We start from the raw sequence: 20,546 nt of genomic DNA, 5'->3' as shown, positions 1-20,546 counted from the left end.
CCTACTGTTTCAGATGCTGCAGGCACGCGGACTCGGTCCGCCGACGAGAGGACCGGGCGTGGAAGAGATCCCCGCAGGCCTGACGGTCCACTCCCTCTACCAACCCGTCGTCGACCTCTCGACGCGCGCGCTGGTCGGCTACGAGGCCCTCGCCCGCGGCCCCGTCGGCACACCCTGGGAGTCACCCGCTGCGCTGTTCGAGTCGGCGCGTGCGCACGGGACCGTCGGTCAGCTGGACTGGATGTGCCGCGTCAGTGCGCTCCGGGGGGCGCTGGAGGCCAATCTGCCGACCGGGTTGCAGTTGTTCGTCAACATGGAACCCAGCGCGATGAACCTCGCGCCTCCCGCGGGGGTGGCCGCTCTGCTCGCCGAGGCGTCGCGACTGTCGGTGGTCGTGGAGATCACCGAACGTGACCTGCTCGCCGACCCCGCATCGCTGCTCGAGGCAGTGGAACGAGTGCGCGACCGACGGTGGCTCGTGGCGGTGGACGACGTGGGAGCCGAGACGGCGAGCCTGGCCCTCCTGCCGTTCCTGCGGCCCGACATCATCAAGCTGGACATGACGTTCACCCAGCAGCGGGCGACGGCGGACACCGCGCGGGTGCTCGCGGCGGTCTCGGCGGAGTCCGACCGCACGGGCGCGGTGGTCCTCGCCGAGGGCATCGAGACCGAGGAACACCTGCATCTCGCGCGTGAGATGGGCGCTGCTCTCGGCCAGGGCTGGCTCTTCGGCACGCCCGCTCCGTTGCCGCGCCGTGAGCCACATGCCGGCCCGACCGCCGCCGACCTGCCGTCGGACTCCCCCTTCGCCGTCGGGCTCACCCACCGCATGCCGTCCGCGCCGACGCCCTTCGCACTCGCCGCGGCCACCGGTGGCATCCGCCGCGGGCGTCTGTCCCTGCTCTCCACGATCATCGACCAGTTCGCGCTCCACGCGGCGGCCACCGGACCGTCGACCATCGTGCTGGCCACGGTTCCGCACTCGTTCGAGGTGTCCGCCGAGCAGATGCATCAGGCCGCGCACCTCGCCGCGTCCGGGACGCTCGTCGCCCTGTTCGGACGAGGCGGCGCCGCGACCACACCGCCGGTGCCCGGCCTGCACACCATGAGGCTGCCCGCCGCGGACCCGCTGTTGCGGGAACTGTCGGTGATCGTCGTGAGCCCGCACTTCACCGCCGCCGTCATCGGAGCCGAAACGGACGGCGACGGATCGACCGAGTCGGACCCGGTGTTCGACTACCGCCTGACGTACGACCGCGAACTGGTGCTCGACGCGGCCACCCTGTTGCTCCGCCGCACCACGCCCGTACCGACCGAACCCGGATCGGGTCCGCTGCCCGTCTTCGGACCCCAGCGACCGCCACGCATGTTCGGACACGGTCGAAACGGGTAGTCGGACGAGGTGACCGCGATGCTGAACGACACCCCGACCACCTCGACCCCGCCGACCGCAGCCGCGCTGCCGACGGCGCGTGGGCCGCTGTCCTCCGCCGTCCTGTCCGCACTCGTGCAGTCCCCGTCGGACGCGGGCAGCGTCGTCGCCCCCGTCACGGACGCCGATCCCTACGGCGACGACCTTCATCTCGCGTTGTACCTCTGCTACGAACTGCACTACCGCGGGCTCCCCGGTGTGGACGACGCCTGGGAGTGGAATCCCGACCTCCTGCGTCTGCGTGCCGAGATGGAGAGCGCCTTCCTCGCCGACGTCCGTGCGCACGTGACGGTGGGCGGCTCGGCGGCCGACGAGATGGACCTGTTGTCGACGGAGCACGTCGACGGGTCCGGCCCGTCCTTCCACCTCCGCGACACCGGCACCGCCGAGCAGATGCGGGAGTACCTCGCGCACCGGTCGCTGTACCACCTCAAGGAGGCCGACCCCCACGCGTGGACGATCCCGCGGCTGCAGGGTCAGGCAAAGGCCTCCTACGTCGCCGTCGAGTTCGACGAGTTCGGCGGCGGGCGCGGAAGCCGGATGCACCAGAACCTCTTTCGCGACCTCCTGGCAGCGGCGGGACTCGACGCGACCTACCTCGGTTACCTCGACCGGGTGGGTGCACCGACCCTCGCACCGGTCAACCTGATGTCGCTTCTCGGTCTGCACCGATCGCTGCGGGGTGCCGCCGTCGGACACCTCGCCGCGACCGAGATCACCTCCTCACCCGGATCGCAGCGGCTGGTGAAAGCGTTGCAGCGGTTGGAGTTCCCGGCCGAGTGCGTCGCGTTCTACGCCGAGCACGTCGAGGCGGACGCGGTGCACGAGCAGGTCATGCGACACGACGTGGTGGGCGACCTCATCGCGCGCGAACCGGAACTCGAGGCGGACGTCGTCTTCGGGATGCGCGCCATCGACCACGTCGAGAACGTCCTGGCGGACCATCTCATGGACGCGTGGAGCAACGGCCGGGAGTCGCTGCGCCCCGCGTCGTGATCCGCGACCGGAACCGGACTCTCCGTACACTGGGACCATGGAACCTCTGCTCCTGATCATCGTCGTCGTGGCTCTGGTCGTCGGCGTCGTCGTCGTGTCCCAGCGCAGGTCCGGCCGACGGAGTCTCGAGTCGCTCGACGACGCCAAGGCCGACGCGCGTCAGGCCATCGAGCGCCTCGGCGGCCAGGTGTACAACCTGGTGGGCTCGGACACTGCCTCCAAGCAGGCTCTGGCCGACGCGTCCGAGCGCTACACGGCCGCGGGCTCACAGATCGATCAGGCGCAGTCCCCCACCCAGGCGCGTCTGGCCAAACAGACTGCGCTGGAAGGGCTCTACTACATCCGCGCTGCCCGGCTGGCTATGGGCATGGACCCCGGCCCCGAGGTCCCCACCATCGACGGACAGAAGTCCGCGGGCGAGGTCACCGAGGAACGCACCGTCGACTACGAGGGTCGGGCCGTGACCGCGAGCCCCGGACCGTCCGAGAAGACGCCGAACTACTACCCCGGCGGACGCGTGGCGGGTCGCCCCGTCCCTGCGGGCTGGTACTCCGAGCCGTGGTGGAAGCCCGCCCTCGTGGCCGGCGCGTGGGGCATGGGATCCATGTTCCTGTTCTCCGCGATGTTCTCCGGGATGGCCGGCGTGGGCTACGGGGCGGACAACTTCGCCAGCGGTGAGGGCGACGGGACCGACATGAGCGACGGGGGCTACGACGGTGGGGGCGACTCCGACGGCGGCGGGTTCGACGACGGCGGCGGGTTCGACGACGGCGGCGGGTTCGATGGCGGTGGCGACTTCGGCGGTGGTGGCGACTTCGGGGGCGGCGGCGACTTCGGAGGTTTCTGACCTCCACGGGCGCCGGTCCGCACACCCCCCGGTGCCGTGCACCCCGTCCAGTCAGCGGAACCGGGTGCGCGCCCCCCGGAACTCGTGCGGACGGATCAGTGCTCGACCGACCTCACGTCGCCTGACACGTCGGGCACCAGAAGAGGTTGCGGCCCTTCATGTCCGCGGTGAGAATCGTCGTGCCGCAGATCAGGCACGGCTGGCCGTTCCTCTTGTAGACGTAGGAACGCGGGCGTCCCGGTCCACGCGACCCTGTGCCCGAGTCGTGTTCCTTGTCCAGCGTGATGATGCGCCCGCGTCGCACGCCCACCTTCATCAACTCGACGAGATCCGTCCACATCTCGTCCCACTCCTCGTGGTCGAGGTGCTTGCCCGTGCGGAACGGGCTCACGCGGTGCCGGAACAGCAGCTCGGCCCGGTAGACGTTGCCGATGCCGGCGATGACGTCCTGCTCCATCAGCAACGCGCCGACCGCCATGGCCGACTTGTGGATCCGGTGGAACGCCTTCTCCGGGTCGGACTCCTTGCGCAGCGGATCGGGACCCAGGCGCGCCACCAGCGCGTCGACCTGAGTGTCGTCGAAGATCTCGCAGCGGGTGGGGCCGCGCAGATCGGTGCCGTACTCCTCCCCCACCATGCGCATCCGCACCTGGCCGACGGGCTCCTTCATGGGAACGGACTGCTCGCCGAACTTTCCGTACAGCCCGAGGTGGACGTGGACGATCGCCCCGTTGTCGTACCGGTGGAGCAGATGCTTGCCCCAGGCGTCGGCACGCTTCAGGACATGCCCGGAGACCCACTCGGCACCGTCGACGAAACGTCCCTGCGGACTGGACACCTCGATGACCTGGCCGCCGAAACGCTTCTGGTGCAGTCGCGCCAGACGATGGAGAGTGTGCCCCTCGGGCATGGGTGGTACCTGACTACTCGGGCTGTGGTGCGGACCCTCTTATTCGGAGCCGCCGTCGGCCGAGGGTGCACCGGGAACGGCCGGCGCGTCGCCGGTGCGCTCGTACTCGGACAGGATGTCGATGCGGCGCTGGTGGCGCTCCTCGCCCGACCACGGGGTCTCGAGGAACGCGTCCACGATCGCGAGCGCCTCGGGCAGCGTGTGCATGCGGCCGCCGATGCCGATCAGCTGCGCCTTGTTGTGCTGACGCGCGAGCTGGGCCGTCTCGACGCTCCAGGCGAGAGCGCACCGCGCGCCGGGGACCTTGTTGGCCGCGATCTGCTCACCGTTGCCGGAGCCACCGAGCACCAGTCCGAGGCTCTCCGGGTCAGCGACCGTGCGGCGAGCCGCCTCGATGCAGAACGCCGGGTAGTCGTCCACCGCGTCGTACGTGAACGCACCGCAGTCGATCGGCTCGTGTCCCGATTCCCGCAGGTGGTCGATGATCTGATTCTTGAACTCGAAGCCGGCGTGATCGGCACCCAGGTATACGCGCATGGCTAGAGTTTGACAGGTGCCCCCCTCCGCCCCGACGCCACCGTGCGGGTGGGGCCCCGTCGCCGGGGTGGACGGCGCCGCGGGCCGGTGGGTGGTGGCTCGCCTCCACGAGGGACGAGTGTCGTTGACCCTGGTCGACACCGTCGCGGCCGTCCTGGACACCACCCGGGACTGCGCGGCCGTCGGGGTCGACATGCCGCTGACCGTTCCCGACGCCGGAGTGCGGGCGAGCGAACTCCAGGTTCGGACGTTCCTGGGCCCGGCGCGATCGTCGCTCTTCCCCACGCCGGTACGCGACGCGGTGTGGGCGGCCTCCTGGGAGGACGCCTGCGTGATCGCCCGCGCCCGCACGGGCAAGGCCATCAGCAAGCAGTCCTGGTACCTCACCGACCACATCCGGGCCTGGGACGCGGCCGACCCCGACATCGCGCGGGTGATCGAGGTGCACCCGGAATCGTCGTTCCGGGCACTCGCCCCCGCCACCCGCTTCACGTCGAAGAAACGAGCCCGCGGCATCGCGCAACGGCTGCAAGCACTCTCGGTGGTGGTGGACGTGCCGGCGCTGCTGGAGGCCACGAGTGCGATCGAGGACGGGCCCGCGATGGACGACGTACTCGACGCGGTGGCGGCCGCCTGGTCCGCGCGCCGCTGGCTCGGCGGCGAGGCACTGGAGTTCGGGGACGGCACTCGCGATCGCCGCGGCCGTCCCGACCTCATCGTGGTCTGACGCACCCCGCCGGCATCACCGACGGGGTGCGCGGTCGACTCAGTCGAACTGCGGGTCCTCGTTGCGAGAACGCTTGAGCTCGAAGAAGTGCGGGTACGACGCGAAGATCACCGACGCGTCCCACAGCTTGCCGGCCTCCTCGCCGCGCGGGATCCTCGACAGCACGGGACCGAAGAAGGCGACACCGTTGACGTGGATGGTCGGCGTGCCGACGTCCTTGCCCACCTTGTCCATTCCCGCGTGGTGGCTCTTGCGCAGCGCGTCGTCGAACTCACTGCTCGCGGCGGCCTCGGCCAACGAGGCCGGGAGGTCCAGTGCAGCGAGCGACTTCTGGATCACGTCCGGGAAGTCCTTGTTGCCCTCGTTGTGGATTCGCGTCCCCATCTCGGTGTAGAGCGGCGCGAGGATCTCGTCGCCCTTCTCCTGCGCGGCCGCGATCGCGACGCGGACGGGACCCCACGCCTTCTTCATCATGTCCTGGTACTCGTCGGGAAGATCGCGTCCCTCGTTGAGGACCGCCAGGCTCATGACGTGGAAGTTCGTCTCGATGTCGCGAACCTTCGCCACCTCGAGAATCCAGCGCGAGGTGATCCAGCACCACGGGCAGAGCGGGTCGAACCAGAAATCTGCCACGTCCTTGCTATCGCTCACGTCGGTCCTTTCGTCGTCGGGTAGTGCTCGGTGTTCGGCTGGTCTGCGGAGCGTCCCGCACAGTGGGCCGGTGACACGAACTCTGCACACCTGTTCTACCCGCCCGCGGCGACCGGCGTCATGATGGGATGGACACAGCCGCGACCGCAGTTCGGCGGTGGCAGAAGAAATCGACAGAAAGGGTGCACGTGGTTGCCCCCAATTTGACCAGGGACCAGGCAGAGGAACGGTCCTCGCTGCTCACGGTCACGCACTACTCCATCACTCTCGACCTGACGGACGGAGCCGGTGGCCCGGGCGAGAAGACCTTCTCCTCGACCACCACCGTCACCTTCGACGCGACCGCCGGAGCCTCCAGTGTCGTCGACATCGTCGCCGCCTCGGTGAGCTCCGCGACGCTCAACGGAACCGACGTCGACGTCTCCTCCTACGACGAGTCGACGGGCATCGCGCTCACCGACCTCGCGGAGCACAACAAGCTCACCGTGGTCGCGGAGTGCGTCTACTCCCATACCGGTGAGGGCCTGCACCGCTTCGTCGATCCGTCGGACGGCTCCGTCTACCTGTACAGCCAGTTCGAGACCGCGGACGCCAAGCGCATGTTCGCGTGCTTCGACCAGCCGGATCTCAAAGCGACCTTCGACGTGACGGTGACGGCACCGAAGGACTGGGCCGTCATCTCCAACGCGGCTGCCGCGGAGACCTCCGAGGCGTCCGGTGCCACGACGCACGTGTTCGAGACGACTCCTGTGATGAGCACCTACCTCGTCGCGCTCATCGCCGGCCCGTACGCGCAGTGGACCGATTCCTACTCGGACGACCACGGCACCATTCCGCTCGGAATCTACTGCCGCGCATCGCTGTCGGAGTACATGGACGCCGATCGCCTCTTCACCGAGACCAAGCAGGGCTTCGAGTTCTACCACCGTAACTTCGGTGTCCCGTACGCCTTCGGCAAGTACGACCAGCTGTTCGTGCCCGAGTTCAACGCGGGCGCCATGGAGAACGCCGGCGCGGTGACCTTCCTGGAGGACTACGTCTTCCGGTCCAAGGTGACGCGCTACTCCTACGAGCGCCGCGCCGAGACCGTGCTGCACGAGATGGCCCACATGTGGTTCGGCGATCTCGTGACCATGCGGTGGTGGGACGACCTGTGGCTCAACGAGTCCTTCGCCACGTTCGCGTCGGTGCTCTGCCAGTCGGAGGCCACCGAGTACACCAGCGCGTGGACCACGTTCGCGAACGTCGAGAAGAGCTGGGCCTACCGCCAGGACCAGTTGCCGTCGACGCACCCCATCGCCGCGGACATTCCCGATCTCGCCGCAGTCGAGGTCAACTTCGACGGCATCACCTATGCCAAGGGCGCCAGCGTCCTCAAGCAGCTCGTCGCCTACGTCGGGCTCGAGGACTTCCTCGCGGGCCTGCGCAGCTACTTCCGCGACCACGCCTTCGGCAACGCGACCTTCTCGGATCTGCTGTCGGCTCTCGAGGCCTCGTCCGGTCGCGACCTGTCGGACTGGGGTGATCAGTGGCTGCGCACCACCGGCCTGAACACCCTGACACCGGAATTCGAGATCGACGACGACGGCAACTACTCGTCCTTCTCCGTCGTGCAGGGGGCCGCGGCACCCGGCAAGGGTGAGCGCCGCGTGCACCGCATCGCCGTCGGCATCTACGACGGTGACGACTCCGGCGCGCTCACTCGCACCCAGCGGGTCGAGCTCGACGTCGAGCCGCAGGAGCGCACCGAGGTTCCCGCGCTGGTGGGCACGCCCGCCGGCCGGTTGGTGCTCGTCAACGACGACGACCTGACGTACTGCTCGCTGCAGCTGGATCCGACCTCGCTCGAGACGCTCATCGCGCGCATCGGCGACATCACCGAGTCGCTTCCCCGCACCCTGGCGTGGTCGGCGGCGTGGGAGATGACCCGGCAGGCCGATCTGAAGGCACGCGACTTCGTCGCACTGGTGCAGCGCGGCATCACCTCCGAGACCGAGGTCGGAGTCGTGCAGCGGCTCCTGCTGCAGGCGCAGACCGCGCTCGGCAGCTATGCCGAGCCGGGGTGGGCGCAGTCCACGGGATGGCCCGAGTTCGCCGACCGCCTCCTCGAGCTGGCGCGCGCGGCCGACGGTGGGTCGGATCATCAGCTGGCCTACGTCAACGCGCTGGCCTCGTCCGTGCTGGCCGAGCGCCACACGACAGTGCTGCAGGCGCTGCTCGACGGAGACGTGGACGGCCAGGATCTGGGCGGCCTCACCGTCGACACCGATCTGCGCTGGCGGTTCGTCACCGCTCTGGCTCGCAGCGGCGCGATCGACACGGGGTCCGACACACCCGTGATCGACGCCGAGGCCGAGAAGGACAACACCGCGGCCGGTGCCCGCAACGCGGCGGCGGCGCGAGCTGCCCGCCCGCAGGCCTCGGTCAAGGAGGAGGCGTGGACCACGGTCATCGACAACGACTCCCTACCCAACATCACCGCACGTGCCATCATCGGCGCGTTCCCCGGTGCGGGCCAGGGAGAGTTGTTGGAGCCGTTCGTCTCCCGCTACTTCGACGCCATCTCCGATGTGTGGGCACGTCGTTCCAGCGAGGTCGCGCAGACCGTCGTCGTCGGTCTGTACCCGACCTGGTCCATCAGTGAGCAGTCGGTGGCGGCGGCGGACGAGTTCCTGGCGGGCGACCACCCGCCGGCCCTCGCGCGCCTCGTCGTCGAGGGTCGCGCGTCCGTGGTGCGGTCGCTCGCCGCTCGAGCGGCGGACGGTGCCTGACCGCACCTGACTCGCGCACGGACAAGGGCCCATCATCCTCGCGGATGATGGGCCCTTGTCTCTGTGCCGGGGTGGCGCCGTGTCAGGCGGACGGGCCGGTGATCGCCGCGCTCATGACGCGCACGGCGGCGACGAGGCCGTCGATCAGATCGCCGTCACGGAAGGATCCCGTGGCCGCGGTGATACCGAGCTGCGCGATGCGGTCGTCGACGAGATGGGCGACGCCTCGACCGGAACGAACCTCGATGGCGCGCTGGTTCGGTGAGACCGCGATGAGCACCGAGTACTCGGCCTCGGGCGTTCCCGCGAGAGCGGCGTCCGCACCCGCGGCGGTGTCGGGGCCGAGGTCACCGACCAGCACGTTGAAGCGGATGCCCGTACGGCGGGTGGCCTCGATGAGCGACTCGTCGAGCTGGATCAGCTCGTCGGTCGCGAACGGGGACAGGTCGGGGTTGACGGTGCCCACCTGGTGCACACCGGAGACTCGACCGCTCGCGGTCACCACATGGCCGACGGGAAGGTTCTCCTCGTCGATCCGACGGGTCGAGAGTTCACCACTTGCCACTTGCCCGGCCTCCTACCAGCGAAGCCGAACCCGCGGTGAGTTCGGCGTGTGTCGAATGCGCAGCGTGCTGCGAGTACGGCGTCACCTCGTCCGTGGCCGACCACAGCACCGGGGCGTGGTCCCACTGCTGCCCGAGTCGGTAGGGGGCGGGACGCGGCGCGGGATCGGTCGACGTGATCTTCGCGAACACGAAGAGCGCGAGGAACAGTGCCAACGGAATCAGTCCGAAGATCAGCGCGGTTTCGAGGATGCTCACGCCCATCACCTTAGTGGACGGGTGTCAGGCCGCGCCCTCACCCAGGTACGGCAGCCAGGTGGGATCGAGTTCCTTGATGCTCGCGAGCAGTCGCCAGTGCGGACCCTTCGGCGGGACCAGCGCGGCGCGCAGGGTCCACCCCAGCTCGCTGAGCATCTTGTCCGCCTTGCGGTGATTGCAGGAAGCGCAGCACGCGACGCAGTTCTCCCAGGAGTGACCGCCGCCGCGACTGCGCGGCACCACGTGGTCGATGGTCTCGGCCTTGGAACCGCAGTACGCGCACCGGAAACGGTCCCGATGCATCAGAGCCGCCCGCGTCATCGGGATGCGCGCCCGGTAGGGCACCCGCACGTACGAGCGGAGGCGGATGACCGACGGCACCTGCAGAGCGATGTCCGCCGAGTGGACGACGGGACCGTCGTCGTCGTCGTGCACCACGACGGCCTTCTCGCAGACCAGCAGGACGACGGCACGCCGCATGGGCAGCGCGGTGAGTGGTTCGAACGTGGCGTTCAGGAGGAGTACGCGCCGCTTCACCCAGGCGGGGACGGCGTCCTCGTGATCGAGGTGCCCGTCGACGTCGGCCGGATCGGAGTGATCGGTGACGGCGTGCAACGACGCGCCGCCGAAGACGACAGGGTGTTCGGACTGGGGTCGCGCCCCCGACGCGCCGCCCTGCACGGCGTCGGTGGGCGACAGTTGTCGATGCCCGGCCCGAACCTTCGCGACAGTCCCGCTCTTCTTCATGCCACCTCCAGTGACCACTGCGCGCGGCGCGACTACCACTGGTTTGCGACAGCCACCGCCCGCACGTGAAGACCAACCACAGTGCATCACGAATCGGTGCCGTTCGCACGCTCATTCGAGGTCCGGCCGACGGCCACGCGGTGAACTCCGGGTGTCCCCCCGCACGGGTGGCGGGGTGGGTGCCGAGACGGGTGGTGACAGGTGGCGTGCGCCGAGGAGATCCGTAGACTTTTCGGGTGTATTCCTTCGACCCGAACGACGTCCTCGCCCTCTCGCTCTCCGACACCGGTCGCGACTGGCTGATCCAACGCCCGCTCCAGGTTCTGGGGTACGCCCTGCTCGCCGTGGTTCTGCGTTACATCCTGCACCGCATGATCGACCGGTTCACCAGCCGCTCACCCGGCGCGGGTCGCAGCGCTGCGGGTAAACCGCCCCTGCTGAGGCCGCTGCGCGAACGTGCCCCCGCCGGCGTCACCACCACCATCCTGAACGAGCGCCGCAACCAGCGCGCCCGCACCATCGGTTCGGTGCTCAAGTCGGCGGTCTCCGTCGGCATCCTGGTCTGGTTCGTGCTCTCCGCGCTCTCCATCGTCGGTGTGAACGTCGCCCCCTTCATCGCGTCCGCAGGCATCGTGGGTGTCGCGCTCGGTTTCGGCGCGCAGAACCTCGTCCGCGACTTCCTCTCCGGCATCTTCATGCTGCTCGAGGACCAGTACGGAGTCGGCGACATCGTCGATCTCGGCGAGGCATCGGGCACGGTCGAGACCGTGGGCCTGCGGGTCACCACGGTCCGCGACATCTCCGGGACGCTCTGGTACGTCCGCAACGGCGAGGTGCTGCGTGTCGGCAACATGAGCCAGGGTCACGCCGTCGCGGTGTTGGACCTCCCCGTCAGTCATTCCGCCGACATCGACGTCGCGTGCGAGGTGGCCGAGCGCACGGCGCGCGAGTCCATCGAGCGTGGCGAGTTCCAGGAGGACATTCTCGAGGCCCCGCAGATGCTCGGCGTCGACGCCGTCACGTCGGACACGGTGACGCTGCGCCTGACCATCAAGGTCCGACCCGGCCGGCAGTGGGCCGTGCAGCGCCAGTTGCATCGTCAGATCCTCGACGCCTTCGACGAGTCCGGCATCGCGGCGCCCTACCCCAACGGGCGGCCCTTCGGACCCGCCCCGAGTATGAGCACGTGATCGTGGAGAACAATGGAGCCATGACCGAGCCGGCACAGACCTTCTACGACGCGGTCGGGGGTGCGGAGACGTTTCGCACCCTGACCGCGCGCTTCTACGCCGAGGTCGAGCGGGACGACATTCTGCGGCGGCTGTACCCGGAGGAGGACCTGGGCCCGGCGGAGCGCCGGATGCGCATGTTCCTCGAGCAGTACTGGGGTGGTCCGCGTACCTACTCGGACGAGCGCGGCCACCCACGTCTGCGGATGCGGCACTCGCCGTTCGTCATCGGGCCGTTCGAGCGCGACGCCTGGCTGCGCGCGATGCACACGGCCCTGGCGTCGATCGACTCGGACACGATGGACGATGTGCATCGACAGCAGTTCGTCGACTACATCGAGATGGCGGCGAACTCGATGGTGAACTCGCCGTTGTAGTGCTGCGCGCTCAGCCGAGGGCGCCGGGGCGGCCCTTGCCCCGCAGCTTGCGGGCGACACGCATCGCGAACCACAGGGGACGCGGGATGTGCGGGCGCAGGATGGCGTGCTTGCGCACGTAGTGCGGCACGTGCCACTCGGCCCAGGTGCCGGCGTAGAACAGAGCGGCATCCCCGGCGCGGAGCACGCGGGGCTCGTTGCCCGCGGACTGGACGACGACCTCGCCCTCGATCACGTGGATGGTCTCGTCCTGCTCGAAGTACCAGTTGAAGGTGCCGGCGGTGCAGTCCCAGACCCACGACGACGTGGTGGTGTCCGGGCTGCAGGACCACTGACCGCTGCGCGCGACGGGAGCACCCTCGAGGATCCACGAAGGATCGATCGGAGCCGGCAGGAGCTCGACGGAGTCGAGACTCACGGCTTCGAAAACAGGAGTCGTCATGGAGGTTCCTTTACCGTCGCTTGAAGTTCCGCCTGAAAATACCCCACCAAACAAACTTTGGGTAGTTTTCACGCCGATCGTCCCGATTTTCTTGACCTTCCCATGGCATGAACAGCGGACGCGTGGTGATTCTCGTGGGAGCCGGGCAGGCCGGAGGCCGGTCGCCACGAGAGGCCGGGCAGGCCGGAGGGGTCGTGGTGACGGGCGCACCGCCCCTCGCGGCTCGGCCTTTGGCACTATTGCGCCTGTGAGCACTCCGATCGACGCGTCCGCCGGCCCGTCCCCCGCCGACGGCCCGTCCGCCCCGGCCCCCTGGTGGTCCGACGCCGTCTTCTACCAGATCTACCCCCGCTCGTTCGCGGACTCCGACGGCGACGGGATCGGTGATCTGGGTGGCATCCGGGACAAGCTCGGATACCTGGAACTGCTCGGCGTCGATGCACTCTGGCTCAGTCCGGTGATGCGGTCGCCGATGGTCGACCACGGATACGACGTGTCCGATCCCCGCGACATCGATCCGCTGTTCGGATCTCTCGAGACGATGGACGCCGTGGTGACGGAGGCGCACGCGCGGGGCATGAAGGTCACGATGGACCTGGTGCCGAACCACACGAGCGATCAGCACGAATGGTTCCAGGCCGCTCTGGCCGCGGCGCCCGGGAGCCCGGAGCGGGCCCGCTACGTGTTCCGGGACGGCAAGGGCGACGGCTCCGAGCCGCCGAACAACTGGCCCAGCATCTTCGGCGGTCCCGCGTGGCACCGCGTCACCGAGGCGGACGGCACACCCGGTCAGTGGTACCTCCACATCTTCGCGCCCGAGCAGCCGGATCTGAACTGGACCGAACCCGAGGTGCTCGCCGACCTGGAGGCGACGATCCGGTTCTGGCTCGACCGCGGTGTCGACGGGTTCCGCATCGACGTGGCCCACGGCATGGCCAAGCCGGCGGATCTCCCGGACATGGATCTGTCCGTGAACGAGCTGATGCGCAACGAGGACGGGGACCCCCGTTTCGACGACGACGGGGTGCACGAGATCCACCGCGCCATCCGCCGGGTCGTGGACGAGTACGACGGCGCGATGACGGTCGGCGAGGTGTGGGTCCAGGACAACGAACGCTTCAGTCGCTACATCCGTCCCGACGAGCTCACCCTGGGCTTCAACTTCCGGCTGGCCGAGTCCGCGTTCGACGCCTCGGCCATCAGGAATGCCGTCGACAACTCGCTCGACGCGGTCGACCGTGTCGGCGGCACGCCGACGTGGACTCTGTCCAACCACGACGTCGACCGTGAGGTCACCCGGTACGGCGGAGGTGAGCAGGGTCTGCAGCGCGCACGCGCGATGGCCCTGGTCCTGCTGGCGCTCCCCGGTGTCGTGTTCGTCTACAACGGCTCCGAGCTCGGGCTGCCCAACGCGGACCTCCCCGACTCCGCTCTGCAGGATCCCGCCTGGTTCCGATCCGGCGGCCAGGAACGCGGACGAGACGCGTGCCGCGTCCCGCTGCCGTGGGAGGGCACCGAGCCGCCGTTCGGATTCTCGACGGCGCGGGAGACCTGGTTGCCGATTCCCGCCGAGTGGGCCCCGCTGACCGTGGAGAGCCAACTCGAGGACGTGGACTCCATGCTGAGCCTCTATCGGACGGCGTTGAGCCTGCGGGCCGCGCGTCCGGAGTTCAGCGAGCCCGGAGTCGAGTGGTACGGGAGCCCTCCCGGGTGTCTGGCGTTCCGGCGCCGCGGCGGCGTCATCTGCGCTCTGAACACCACGTCCGAGCCCATCACCCTGCCGCCGGGAGCGCTGCTGCTCGCCAGCGCACCGCTGCAGGGCGGGCTGCTTCCGGCCGACGCGGCGGCCTGGCTCGTCTGAACGAGTCGCGGAGCGGGTCGGTCAGGACACCATGAGCGGGATCGTGGCGCCCCGGCTGCGGAACACCGATCCGTAGCGGGCGTCGAGCCGGATCCACGACCGAGCGATTCGCACGCGGACGCGCGCGTCGTCCGCACTCCGCGACGAGTCGGACACCGTGGGCACGAACTTCATGGCGTTGAGCGCGAAGATCATGCGCATCGACACGGGCACCGCCTCGCCGTCGGCCTCGACGGTCACCACGTCCTGATCGAGCAGCGACACGGGCGGGCCGTGATCGGTTCCGTGTTCGCGGGCCAGGGCGACACCACGCTCGGCCAGCTCCACGAACACCGGACCGGGGACGTCGTCCACATGGGTCCACCCGGCGTCCGGCGGCACCGGGCCGCGCCAGGCGGAGTCCATGCCGAAGCCGGGATCGAATGGTGCAGGTCCGGCGGATCGCATCGCCGAGAGGAGCCCGTCCGCGGCCACGGTGACGTCCGACGGCAGCACCCGGGCGCGGATCACGCGGGCGGCGAGGACGTCGAATCCGGTCTCGATCCACGCGACCACGTGACTGTCACCGCGGCGCCGGAGGCGCACCACCGCGCCCGGGTCGAGCCGCGCGGCGTGGGTCAGAAAGGTCGACAGATCGTCCCGGTCCCGCGAGTCCGGGACGGTCACCGACCGCTCGGCCAGTGCACCCGTCACGGCCGCTGCCAGCGCTGCAGGTACTCACGCTCGTCGCCGGACAGCCGGCGCAGGCGCTGGGTGTCGATGTCGAAGGCTGCGATCTGCGTGGACGCCACGATGGCCGGCGGAGTACTCATCGGTGCGCCGTGCGGGCGCACCTCGTATCCCGCCGTGAAGTCGACGGCCCGCAACTGCTCCACCCACATGAACACGTCGAGAGGCGTGTCCTCGTGGCGTAACTGGCCGCGGTAGCGCACGTGCAGGTCGGCGATCACCGCACTGTTCCGCAGGGTCGCGGTGGGGACACCGTCGGCCATGAGCCACGGGATGCGGGCCTCCTCCAGCAGCGTCACCATGCGTGCGTGGTTGATGTGCTGGTACACGTCCATGTCCGACCAGCGCACCTCGACGGGGCAGTGGAAGCCGATGAGCTCGTCGTCTGTCACGCCCCCAACCTATCCGGCCCGGCACGGCGCCGGGACGAGTACGTCAGTCCCCCTGGCATGGTCAACGCGAGACGTCGGTCCGCGCACCCGCCCCTCGCACCATGCTGCGGATCTGCCGCGCCGCCACCGAGAGCGTCGCCAGATCCAGCGTTCCGGACTCGCCGATCTCCGTGAGGGCCGCTCGGGCACGAGCGAGCCGGGAGGCATTGGTGGACTCCCAGTCGGCGATCATCTCGTCCGCCGTCTCCCCCGGTTCGCCGCCGCCCGTCACGTCGAGCGTGAGGGCACGCAGCGACGAGTACAGGTCGTCCCGCAACGCCAACCGCGCCAGGGAGTGCCAGCGGTCGCCGCGTTCGAGCGTGGACACCGCAGACAGCAGCCAGTCGATGCCGAGGTGCTCGCTGAGGGCGTAGTAGAGGCTCGCCATCACCTCGTCGTCCTCGTTCGCGATGTCCGCCGTCTCGATGACGTCGAGCAGGCAGAACACGTCGAGGAGCCGGAACACTCTGTGCGCGAGCTCTTCCGGTGCGCCTTTCTTGATGGCGGACGTGGCACGGTCGAGTCCGCTGCGTGCCTGCCGACCCTTCAGCCAGGTCGGGAGCTGCGATTCCAGGATCCGCACCTTGCGCGCGAACCTCGTGATCTCGGCACCGACAGCGATGGGCTGCGGCCGGTTCGACAACAGCCAGCGGGATCCTCGGTCGAGGAGGCGACGAGACTCGAGCACCAGTTCGTCGGACGCGTCCGTGGGCATGTCGGCCGCGGCGATCGCGGCCCAGATGTCGTGCAGACCGAAGATCTCGCTCGTCGCCGCGAACGCTCGCGCCGCGTCCGTGCTCCCGACTCCGGAGTCCTCCGCGAGGCGGAAGGCGTAGGTGATGCCGCCGTGGTCGACCGTCTCGTTCGCCACCCGCGTGGCCACGATCTCCCGGCGCAGCGGATGCGCCTTGATGGCACCGGCGAAACGTTCGCGCAACGGCGTCGGGAAGTAGTCCGTCATGAGCGGGGCGAACACGTCGTTGTCCGGCAGATCCGATGCCAGCAGGTCTTCCTGCAGCGCCAACTTCACGTGAGCCATGAGAGTCGACAGCTCGGGCGAGGTGAGACCCAGCCCGTTCTGCAAGCGCCGCGAGATCTCCGACTTCGTCGGCAGCGCGTCGAGCGACCTGTCCACCCGCCCCGACGCCACCAGGTCGGCGATCAGTCGAGCGTGGACGCCCAGCAGTTCGGGGGCGTGTGCCCGTGAGACACCCAGCAGCTCGTTCTGCGCGACGTTGTCCTCGAGAACGAGGGCGCCCACCTCGTACGTCATGGAGGCCAGCAGGGACTCCCGGTCCTCCGCGGCCAGGTCACCCGACGTCACGGTGGAATCGAGCAGGATCTTGATGTTGACCTCGTGATCGGAGCAGTCGACGCCGGCGGAGTTGTCCACGGCGTCGGTGTTGATCTTGCCGCCCGCGGCGCTGTACTCGATGCGGCCGAGCGCGGTCACCCCGAGGTTGCCGCCCTCTCCGACCACGCGCGCCCGCAGGTCCGCACCGTTCACGCGCACCGGGTCGTTGGCCTTGTCGCCCACGTCGGCATCGCTCTCGGTGCGCGACTTCACGTAGGTGCCGATGCCGCCGTTCCACAGCAGGTCCACCGGCGCCGTGAGGATGGCGCGCATCAGTTCGGGCGGTGACAGGGCGGTGACGTCGTCCGCCAGTCCGAGAGCCGCGCGCACCTCGGCGCTGACCGGTACCGACTTCACGGTGCGTTCGTGTACTCCGCCACCCCTGCTGATCAGGGAGGTGTCGTAATCCGCCCACGACGAGCGCGGCAGTTCGAACAGTCGCCGTCGCTCCGCGAAGGAGGCGGCCGCGTCGGGTGCGGGATCCAGGAAGATGTGCCGGTGGTCGAACGCGGCGACGATGCGGAGATGTTCACTGAGCAGCATGCCGTTGCCGAACACGTCGCCACTCATGTCACCGATACCGACCACGGTGATCTCGTCGGACTGCGTGTCGATGTCGTACTCGCGGAAGTGACGCTTCACGCTCTCCCAGGCACCCTTGGCGGTGATGCCCATCGCCTTGTGGTCGTACCCCACCGACCCGCCCGAGGCGAAGGCGTCGCCGAGCCAGAAGCCGTACTCGGCGGACACCTCGTTCGCGAGATCGGAGAACGTGGCAGTGCCCTTGTCCGCCGCGACCACGAGGTACGAGTCGTCGTCGTCGCGTCGCACCACACGCTGCGGTGGGATCGCGGCGCGAGTGGCACGGTCGAGGTTGTCGGTGACGTCCAGCAGCCCCGCGATGAACATGCGGTAGCAGGCTCGCCCCTCGGCGGTGGTCGCGGAGCGGTCGGTCGCAGCATCGCCGGTCGGAGACGGCGGCTGCTTGACGACGAAGCCGCCCTTCGCCCCCACCGGCACGATGACCGCGTTCTTGACGGCCTGCGCCTTGGCCAGTCCGAGCACCTCGGTGCGGAAGTCCTCGCGCCGGTCGGACCAGCGGAGACCACCGCGCGCGACCGTGCCGAAGCGCAGGTGCACGCCCTCGACGCGCGGCGAGTACACGAAGATCTCGAAACGCGGGCGCGGCTTGGGCAGCACGTCGATGCCGCGAGGGTCGAACTTCAGGGACAGGAAATCGCGCTCGCGACCCTGCTCGTCGACGACGAAGTGGTTGGTGCGCAGCGTCGCTCGCACGAGGGTGAACAGGGCACGCAGCACCCTGTCGGCGTCGAGGCTGACCACCTGATCGATCAGTTCGGCGAGCTCCGACGCGATCTCGTCGGCACGCTCCTCGGACGCCGAGGCGGGATCGAACTGCGCGTCGAACAGGTCGACGATCAGTCGAGCCGTCACTGGGTTGGCGAGGAGAACACGCTCGATGCCGGTCTGGCTGAAAGGGAATGCGGCCTGGCGCAGGTACTTCGCGTACGCCCGCAGCACCACCGCGCGGCGCCACTCGAGACCGGCCCGCAGAACCAGTTCGTTGAAGCGGTCGGCCTCCGCGTGGCCGTTCCACACGGCAGCGAACGCGTCGGTGAATCGTCGGCTGACCACACTCGTCTGGTTCTCGGCGCCCTCGATGACCTCGGGCTCCGCGGACAGGCCGAAATCGTAGATCCAGCAGCGCGTTCCGTCCTTGCGCACCACGGCGTACGGCCGCTCGTCGACCACCTCCACACCGAGGCTCTGCAGGACGGGCAGCACCTGGCTCAGCGAGACCTCGCTGCCGGTCACGTAGAGGGAGAAACGCCAGTGACCCGCCTCGGCGTCGCGCGGGCGGTACAGGCACATGTCGATGTCGTCGCCGACGAGCGCGTCGAGTCGAGCGATGTCGACGAGCGCCCGGTCCGCGTCGAAGTCCTGCTTGTAGGCCTCGGGGAAGGCGACGGCATAGCGCGCCGCGTTGTCGGGCGACACCGACGGGTCGGCCGCGGCCGCCTCACGCAGAGCGTCGTCCCACGTGCGGGTGGCGTCGGCGATCAGGGACCTGATGCGGTCGCGGTTGGCGTCCGAGACGTCGACGGCGTCCGCGCTCTGTCCGTCGAAGCGAACAGTGAAGTGCACCAACGCGAGTGGGCTGTCCGAGACGCGTGCCTCGTACTCGACGTCGGTACCGCCGAGCTCGTGCAGCAGGATCCTGCGGGTCTCGAGACGCAGGCGGGTGGTGTAGGAGTCGCGCGGAAGGTAGACCAGCGCCGACACGAACCGGCCGTACCCGTCGCGGCGCAGGAAGAGCAGCACCTCGCGGCGCAGGGCACTGCGCTCCACGGCCGAGATGGTGTCGAAGAGCGACCTGCTGTCCGCCGAGAAGAGTTCGGTGCGCGGGAAGGACTGGATCGACTCGAGCATGGCCTGGCCGGAGTACGACGACAGGGTGTGCCCGGCGCGCTCGATGACGGTGCGCACGCGATCACCCACGACCGGGATGTCGAGGACGTTGCCGTGCAGTGCGGAGATGGTGAACAGCCCGGTGAACCGGTGCTCTCCCACCGTGTTTCCCTCGTCGTCCAGGTCGTGGACACCGACGAAGTAGGGGTGCACGGCGCGGTGCACCGACGTGGAGCTCGATGCGCGGGTGAGCACGAGGAGGTCCTCGCGAGCGACCACTCGGTCGATCGGCAGGTCGAAGCCCGCGACGGCGCCCGGATCGTCGGATCGCAGGATGCCCAGCGCGGACTCGGCGACGGGTTCGAGACCCGCCTCCGTCGCGGTGTACCGGCGGCTGCCGAGCACGCGGAAGTTGCCCTCGGACAACCACCGCAGCAGGCGGGCGGCGTCGTGCCGCGCCTCGGGGGTGACGGACTCGGTTCCGTCCGCGTCTCCGCGGCGTGGTCGTTCCAGACGATCGGCCAGTTCCAGCTGGCGACGCTGCATGGCCTCGGTGTCGTCGACGACGCGACGGACGTCGGCGAGCACGTCGGCCAGCGAGCTCTCGAGCGAGGCGAAGGCCTCCTCGCTCGCCGCGGGGTGCAGAGCCACGTGGATCCACGATTCGAGGATGCTGCCGTCCGCGAGATCGCCGGTCTCGACGTCGGACGGGGTGGCTCCGCCTCGGATGGAGAGGAGCGTGCCGGACTCGTCGCGCACGACGCGCAGGATCGGGTGCACCACCTCGACGACCGCGATGCCGGCTCCGGTGAGCCAGGCGGTGACCGACTCGACCAGCATCGGCATGTCGTCGGTGACGATCTGCAGGGCCACGCCGACGGTGCAGTCGGGTCCGCGGTGCAGGGCGAGAGAGGCGACGCCGGGATCACGACGCTCGGCGAGCTCCAGATGTTGGTGCACCACCGCGGTCGGGTCGGCTCCCGTGGTGGTCCGCAACACGTCCAGATCGACGTGCCCGAAGTACACCGCGCGGAGGTCGTCCGCCCGATCGAGCACCGAGTTCGGCGCCGTTGCCGCCTCGGAGTGCTCTCCCGCTGAAGTCATCGCTGTCGCCTTTCGATCACCACGAGCGGCGGATCCACCGGTCGGGGCGACGTTGTCCGTGGGGTTCGGCTCCCGACCCTAGCCTCGCGAGGCCGGGAGCCGAACACCGCGGTGACGTGGCGTGCGATGAAAATAGGTTACTTACCAGTA

Annotated in this window: 18 protein-coding genes; 8 read left to right on the top strand and 10 right to left on the bottom strand. The window is 69.2% G+C overall.

What is annotated here, in order from left to right:
- Window positions 1–58: 58 nt before the first annotated feature.
- From QE397_RS05400 to QE397_RS05390, 3 genes are read left to right on the top strand one after another with little or no spacing between them, the layout of a single operon-like run.
- Window positions 59–1,393: an EAL domain-containing protein gene (locus QE397_RS05400; protein WP_222630268.1), complete on the top strand. Its 1,335-nt coding sequence runs from the start codon at window positions 59–61 to the stop codon at window positions 1,391–1,393.
- A gap of 18 nt (window positions 1,394–1,411) precedes the next feature.
- Window positions 1,412–2,428 (top strand): iron-containing redox enzyme family protein, encoded by a 1,017-nt coding sequence (locus tag QE397_RS05395; protein WP_307092204.1) that lies wholly within the window; start codon window positions 1,412–1,414, stop codon window positions 2,426–2,428.
- A gap of 37 nt (window positions 2,429–2,465) precedes the next feature.
- Entirely contained in the window at window positions 2,466–3,275 is an 810-nt protein-coding gene (locus QE397_RS05390) for a DUF1542 domain-containing protein (protein WP_307092202.1), read from the top strand.
- 112 nt (window positions 3,276–3,387) lie between these two features.
- Here the strand turns inward: QE397_RS05390 and QE397_RS05385 are convergent, their stop codons facing one another.
- Together QE397_RS05385 and QE397_RS05380 are read right to left on the bottom strand one after the other, a co-directional pair.
- On the bottom strand, window positions 3,388–4,185 hold the full coding sequence (locus QE397_RS05385; protein ID WP_027505647.1) for an Fpg/Nei family DNA glycosylase: 798 nt from the start codon (window positions 4,183–4,185) through the stop codon (window positions 3,388–3,390).
- Between the two features lie 39 nt (window positions 4,186–4,224).
- Window positions 4,225–4,722 carry a ribose-5-phosphate isomerase gene (locus QE397_RS05380; protein WP_027505646.1) on the bottom strand — a complete coding sequence of 166 codons (498 nt, stop codon included), beginning with the start codon at window positions 4,720–4,722 and terminating at the stop codon, window positions 4,225–4,227.
- 16 nt (window positions 4,723–4,738) lie between these two features.
- On the opposite strand from QE397_RS05380, the gene QE397_RS05375 reads away from it, so the two are divergent.
- Window positions 4,739–5,449, top strand: coding sequence for a DUF429 domain-containing protein (locus QE397_RS05375; protein ID WP_231476312.1), 711 nt, complete (start codon window positions 4,739–4,741; stop codon window positions 5,447–5,449).
- A gap of 39 nt (window positions 5,450–5,488) precedes the next feature.
- Here QE397_RS05375 and QE397_RS05370 read toward each other — a convergent pair whose 3' ends face one another.
- Complete coding sequence (locus tag QE397_RS05370; protein ID WP_027505644.1) at window positions 5,489–6,100, bottom strand: DsbA family protein; 612 nt, start codon at window positions 6,098–6,100, stop codon at window positions 5,489–5,491.
- Between the two features lie 188 nt (window positions 6,101–6,288).
- On the opposite strand from QE397_RS05370, the gene pepN reads away from it, so the two are divergent.
- Complete coding sequence (pepN, locus tag QE397_RS05365; RefSeq protein WP_307092199.1) at window positions 6,289–8,871, top strand: aminopeptidase N; 2,583 nt, start codon at window positions 6,289–6,291, stop codon at window positions 8,869–8,871.
- An 82-nt stretch (window positions 8,872–8,953) separates the two neighbouring features.
- Here the strand turns inward: pepN and QE397_RS05360 are convergent, their stop codons facing one another.
- From QE397_RS05360 to QE397_RS05350, 3 genes are read right to left on the bottom strand one after another with little or no spacing between them, the layout of a single operon-like run.
- Window positions 8,954–9,436: a DUF5130 family protein gene (locus tag QE397_RS05360; protein WP_222630258.1), complete on the bottom strand. Its 483-nt coding sequence runs from the start codon at window positions 9,434–9,436 to the stop codon at window positions 8,954–8,956.
- Window positions 9,423–9,698, bottom strand: coding sequence for a hypothetical protein (locus tag QE397_RS05355; RefSeq protein WP_261769336.1), 276 nt, complete (start codon window positions 9,696–9,698; stop codon window positions 9,423–9,425). Before QE397_RS05355 ends, QE397_RS05360 begins: the two co-directional genes overlap by 14 nt.
- 18 nt (window positions 9,699–9,716) lie before the next feature.
- Window positions 9,717–10,439, bottom strand: a complete 723-nt coding sequence (locus tag QE397_RS05350) for an HNH endonuclease (protein ID WP_231476311.1) — start codon at window positions 10,437–10,439, stop codon at window positions 9,717–9,719.
- Window positions 10,440–10,675: 236 nt separating this feature from the next.
- On the opposite strand from QE397_RS05350, the gene QE397_RS05345 reads away from it, so the two are divergent.
- Together QE397_RS05345 and QE397_RS05340 are read left to right on the top strand one after the other, a co-directional pair.
- Entirely contained in the window at window positions 10,676–11,629 is a 954-nt protein-coding gene (locus tag QE397_RS05345) for a mechanosensitive ion channel family protein (RefSeq protein WP_027505639.1), read from the top strand.
- A 20-nt stretch (window positions 11,630–11,649) separates the two neighbouring features.
- Window positions 11,650–12,045: a globin gene (locus QE397_RS05340; RefSeq protein ID WP_307092195.1), complete on the top strand. Its 396-nt coding sequence runs from the start codon at window positions 11,650–11,652 to the stop codon at window positions 12,043–12,045.
- A gap of 10 nt (window positions 12,046–12,055) precedes the next feature.
- Here QE397_RS05340 and QE397_RS05335 read toward each other — a convergent pair whose 3' ends face one another.
- Entirely contained in the window at window positions 12,056–12,487 is a 432-nt protein-coding gene (locus QE397_RS05335; protein WP_027505637.1) for a cupin domain-containing protein, read from the bottom strand.
- Between the two features lie 247 nt (window positions 12,488–12,734).
- Between QE397_RS05335 and QE397_RS05330 the strand changes: the two genes are divergently transcribed.
- The gene (locus tag QE397_RS05330) at window positions 12,735–14,348 is read left to right on the top strand and encodes a glycoside hydrolase family 13 protein (RefSeq protein WP_373425211.1); all 1,614 of its coding nucleotides are present in this window, start codon (window positions 12,735–12,737) and stop codon (window positions 14,346–14,348) included.
- A 21-nt stretch (window positions 14,349–14,369) separates the two neighbouring features.
- On the opposite strand, the gene QE397_RS05325 is transcribed toward QE397_RS05330, so the two are convergent.
- The 3 genes from QE397_RS05325 to QE397_RS05315 form a co-directional block, all read right to left on the bottom strand.
- Complete coding sequence (locus tag QE397_RS05325) at window positions 14,370–15,041, bottom strand: hypothetical protein (protein WP_373425210.1); 672 nt, start codon at window positions 15,039–15,041, stop codon at window positions 14,370–14,372.
- Window positions 15,038–15,469, bottom strand: a complete 432-nt coding sequence (locus tag QE397_RS05320) for a thioesterase family protein (RefSeq protein ID WP_027505634.1) — start codon at window positions 15,467–15,469, stop codon at window positions 15,038–15,040. The genes QE397_RS05325 and QE397_RS05320 overlap by 4 nt, the downstream gene beginning before the upstream one ends.
- Before the next feature lie 61 nt (window positions 15,470–15,530).
- Complete coding sequence (locus tag QE397_RS05315) at window positions 15,531–20,396, bottom strand: NAD-glutamate dehydrogenase (RefSeq protein WP_307092191.1); 4,866 nt, start codon at window positions 20,394–20,396, stop codon at window positions 15,531–15,533.
- Window positions 20,397–20,546: the final 150 nt, after the last annotated feature.

It is taken from the genome of Rhodococcus sp. SORGH_AS_0301 (assembly GCF_030818285.1).
Classification (GTDB): domain Bacteria; phylum Actinomycetota; class Actinomycetes; order Mycobacteriales; family Mycobacteriaceae; genus Rhodococcoides.
The sequence above is the reverse complement of the archived record's forward strand: the minus strand, read 5'-3'. Positions and strand labels throughout refer to the sequence as shown.